Source organism: Thermosulfurimonas sp., assembly GCF_015491435.1.
Lineage (GTDB): Bacteria > Desulfobacterota > Thermodesulfobacteria > Thermodesulfobacteriales > Thermodesulfobacteriaceae > Thermosulfurimonas_A.
In genome coordinates this window covers 1-4,245 of record NZ_WFVX01000090.1, presented here as the reverse complement: position 1 = coordinate 4,245, position 4,245 = coordinate 1, and the positions used below count along the sequence as shown (strand labels likewise).

Here is a 4,245-nt window from a genome sequence, read left to right as displayed (position 1 = left end):
GGGCCGGAAATATTCGGGCCCCAGGGTCTTTTCCAGATAGGGCCGGGCCACCTGAAAACGACCGGCTTCCGAAACCCGGGTGGAATCGGTGCGATGATAGGTGATAAGCCCGCTTTCGAAAAGGTGCTGCAGGAGTTCCATGGTATAACGACTGGAGAAACGCAAGCGCAGATGGGCTTCCTCCAGAACCGTATCCGTGGTGAAGGGAGGAGGGGGAGGAAGTTCCCTTTCCTCCCGGGACAGGATCTCCCACTTAAGTTCCGGCAGGGCTTCGCGAAGTTCCCGGGCCCGGCGACCATCCTCCAGTTCGAGCACAAAACGGCGCCCCCCGAGACGAAAACTCAGGCGATACACCCTTCGGCTGGCCTCCCGGGCCCGTTCGATCACCCATCCCAGTACCGGGGTCTGTACCCGTCCGGCCGAAAGCCCCCGGCGGGAAAAGACCCGCCAGAGATAACGGGAAAGCGAAAAACCCACCCAGCGGTCTGCCACCCGGCGGGCCAGCTGGGCCTTTACCCGGGGGAGATGAAACTCCCGGGGATCGTTCAGGGCTTCCCGCAGGGCCCGGGGGGTCACCTCATGGAATTCCAGGCGTCGAATGTTGGGCTGATAGGGGCGCAGGGAGATCCACAAGTCATAGGCAATCTTTTCCCCCTCGGCATCCGGGTCCGAACCTATAAGCACCTCGTCGGCGGTAAAAGCCGCCCGCCCCAGAGCCGCCAGGATCTCGGCTTTGTCCCTCACCTCCCCTTCCGGGCAGCGCTCCCGCACCTCTTCCGGATCCACCAGTTCCTCTCCGGTGGCCAGACACCGCTTGATGGTATCGAACAGGGGCACAAAACGGCCGTTTTCCGAAAGCACTCCGAAGATCCCCCGGCGGCGGGAGAGATTGAACACGTGCCCCAGGGAGGCCGCCACCATAAGCAGGCGATCCTCGGTGGGGATTTCGTAAATGGTTACCCGTCCCAGACGCCTCTGAGAGGGACGCCCCCAGAAAGAGGCGATGGTGCGGGCCTTGTGAGGGCTCTCCACCACCAGAAGGGTGCTGCGCATCTCCGGACGTTTTCCCTCCCGAAGCCCCCGACGGGCCTCGGTAAGACGCCGGGATACCTCCTCCAGGTCCAGCCGGTCCAGGGGAAGGAACTCCGGGGTTTCTCCCAGGAAAAAACGTAAACGATGCCGCAGGCTCCTCAGCGCCCGCGGGTTTTCGGAAAGGATTATGGAGAGCCCGGGCAGAACCCCGGGGACCGAAAGCCGGGACACCCGCCCCGAGGCCTGAAGATAGACGGCGGCCTCCCCCACCACCACAAAAAACTCCCCCTCCCGCTCCTCCAGAAAGACCTCCTCGGACTGACGAAGCCTCTCGCGAAAGGAGGGATCCCCGAGTTTGTTCTCCAGAAATCGGGCCATCTCCTGAATCCGGGCCTGAATCCGCGGATAACGGGGCAGGTCCTCCGGTCGCAGGGTGAGATAACGTCTCAAGTAGGCCAGGTACCCCAGGGCCTCCACTTCCTCCTCCCCCTCCAGAAGGGGCAAAAGGGCCGAGAGCAGACTGGAAAGGGCCGAGGGAGAGGGCTCCACCCGCAGAGGAAAGAGCCGCTTGGGCACCCCCACGAAGATGGCATAACGCAACACCTCGGGAAGATCCAGCCCTCGCACCAGGGGGTTGGCCAGATGGGCCAGACCCACCGCCAGATGATAGTCCCCTCCGGAGAGCCCTTCCCGGAGTTTTTCCGGGGAGAGTTCCAGATAGGATACGGCCCGAAGACCCCGGGACCGCAGAAAATTCGTAATCTCCGGCACCTTCTCTTTACCGAAATCCTCGGAGAGAAAGACCAGCCCCCCGGGCCCCAGCCGACGGCAGAGTTCCGCGGTGGCGGAAAATAGTTCCTGCTCGGCCACCTCCTGATAGGCATCCAGCACATTGCGCAGGGTGGAAACCGCCCTCTGGATATCAAAACCCAGAAGCTGCTGAAAAAGAAGCACCCGCGAGGTGCGAGGTTTCAGGGTGGCGGAGGAGAGGAGAAGGAGCCCCCGGCCGGGTCTTTCCCGGATGCGGGAAAGGGCTTCATAGTCCTTCTCGGTCTTCCGGGGTTTGAGGGCCAGAGCGATCTCCTCCTCCGTAAACCCCAGGAGCCGGAACAGGGAATCCACATGCCGGGAACGTTTGAGAAAGGCATCCACATCATCCACAAAGATCAGAGAAAACCGGGCCCGGATCAATTCCTCCAGATGTTGATACATAAAGGCCGAAGTAACCACCAGGATATCGTATTCCCCGGCCTCAAAGGCCTCCTTTTCCTTTTTCCTTCCCCGATAGGCCAGTATCCTGCGGGAAAGACCCACCCTTTCCGCAAATTCCCGGAGTCTTTCCTCCACCTGCACACAGAGGAGCCGGGTGGGGACCAGCATCAACCCCCGTCCGGGAGAAAGGAGAAGGGCCAGTAGCCCGAAGGTGGTCTTTCCCGAACCGGTGGGAGCCACAATGGCAAAGGACTCTCCCAGAAAGATCCTTTTGGCCCAGGTCTCCTGCAGGGATGAAGGAGGATAACCCACCGCCCGCTGAAACAGCTCCCGGAATTGCTCCAGCCTTTCCCGGGCCCGACAGAAAGGCCGCAAACGACGCAGATCCCCGGGGGGAAGTTCGCAGGGGTCTCTTTCCTCCGGAAGACAATGCTTACAGGGAAGACCCCGCAGCAGGCGCTCGTCCTCGATTTCTCTTCCGCAATTCGGACAACCGTGGGCTAACCGGAAGAGCATTCGCCGACCTCGATCCATCGTTCGGTAAAACGTTCCGCACAGAAGACCAGGGATTCCAGATCCAGATATTCCGTGGCCCGCAGATCATAAAGAACTTTGACCTGCGGGGAAAGGCCTTCCTCCGGAGATCCGCGCCAGTAATAGATTCGCAGAGGCACCCGGGGAAGAACCCACACCTCAAAGGCCAGATCGGCTTCCCCGGGGAGTTCCTTTACCCGGAAAACCGAAAGGGCCCTTCGCAGGCCGGACTCGTCCTGCTCCAGGGCCCGGGCCATCTTTTCTTCGGCGTAACGCCGGAGGGTGGCCACCTTGGACACCGAATGAGGAAAGGCCTCCAGCCCCACAAAGGTACCCGATAGAGGGGCCTTTCCCTGAAAACGGACGTAATTATAGAGAAGGATCTTGTCCCGGGGATCGAGCTCCTGGCCATCGAGACGACGCGCATCCTCCGGGGTGAGCTCTACCGTGCCGTCCAGATAGGGCAGATAGAGACGCCCTCCCCTTTCCTCTATCCCCAGAGCCGGGGCAAGGCGCGAGAAATCCAGCCCGGCCACCTCCTGCCGGATCTCCCGAAGGATCCGACGGGTCTGCTCCAGCTCCGAATCAGGGGTCTTCTCCCCGGGGATGGCCAAAAGGGTGGGGTCGAGATAGGGACAATCCCGGGGGGAACGCTTTCCGGAAAGTACGGCCACGGCGAAGGCCAGGCAGGAAACCTCCCCGCACTCCCCGCAATTGGTACGGGGCAAAAGTTTGACCACATCCAGAGGGGTCAGCCCCATCCCGGGCATGATAGCATCGGAAATCGATTTTTGAAAGTCCCCGAAAAAGCGGGTATAATTTAAAAAATTAAGTTCGAATTCCGGGAAGGGGGTTTAGGGAATGTTTAATATCGGCGATGTAGCGGTCTATCCGGCTCATGGCGTGGGCGTCATCGAAGCCGTGGAAAATAAAGTCATCGGAGGTGAAGAGAAGACCTTTTACGTCATGCGTATCCTGGAGACCAATATGACCGTGCTTATCCCCCGGGACAATGCCCATCGGATAGGTCTGCGCAATGTTATCTCCAGGGAGGAGGCTTCCCGGGTATATGAGATCCTTTCCCGGAAGGAGGTTTCTTTCAACCATCAGACCTGGAATCGGCGTTATCGGGAATATATGGAAAAGATAAAGAGCGGGTCCATCTTCGAGGTGGCCGAGGTCTATAGGGATCTTTATCTGGTCAGCCAGCATAAACCCCTTTCCTACGGAGAGAGAAAGCTCTTCGACACCGCCCGATGTCTCCTGATCAAGGAATTATCTCTGGCTGAAAACCTCAAGGAGGAGGAAGTAGAAGAGAAGATCCGGGAGGTCCTGGGATAAGGAGCCAGGTTTGCGGCGATATCTTTTTCCTCTAAGTCTGATCCTGATCTTTGCCGTTCTCGGATACGGTGTGGTCCGTTATTTTCCCCTGCGGGAGGGGGCGGCTTTTTCCCCCTGGATAGGGTT

General features: G+C 59.6%; 3 protein-coding genes. 1 reads left to right on the top strand and 2 read right to left on the bottom strand.

The window, feature by feature from the left end; genetic code table 11:
• Both rgy and F8J34_RS04030 read right to left on the bottom strand, forming a co-directional pair.
• The coding region (gene rgy / locus F8J34_RS04035) for a reverse gyrase (RefSeq protein ID WP_297056723.1) at positions 1–2,760 on the bottom strand (2,760 nt) is incomplete at its 3' end.
• Positions 2,745–3,548 carry a DUF3786 domain-containing protein gene (locus tag F8J34_RS04030; RefSeq protein WP_297056722.1) on the bottom strand — a complete coding sequence of 268 codons (804 nt, stop codon included), beginning with the start codon at positions 3,546–3,548 and terminating at the stop codon, positions 2,745–2,747. The genes rgy and F8J34_RS04030, both read right to left, overlap by 16 nt.
• A gap of 91 nt (positions 3,549–3,639) precedes the next feature.
• Here F8J34_RS04030 and F8J34_RS04025 point away from each other — a divergent pair, with 91 nt between their 5' ends.
• The gene (locus F8J34_RS04025; protein ID WP_297056721.1) at positions 3,640–4,119 is read left to right on the top strand and encodes a CarD family transcriptional regulator; all 480 of its coding nucleotides are present in this window, start codon (positions 3,640–3,642) and stop codon (positions 4,117–4,119) included.
• Positions 4,120–4,245: the final 126 nt, after the last annotated feature.

Excerpts from the sequence above, each read along its gene's own strand:
- F8J34_RS04030 (WP_297056722.1), bottom strand. The coding sequence starts at position 3,548 with ATGCCCGGGATGGGGCTGACCCCTCTGGATGTGGTCAAACTTTTGCCC.
- F8J34_RS04025 (WP_297056721.1), top strand. The coding sequence starts at position 3,640 with ATGTTTAATATCGGCGATGTAGCGGTCTATCCGGCTCATGGCGTGGGC.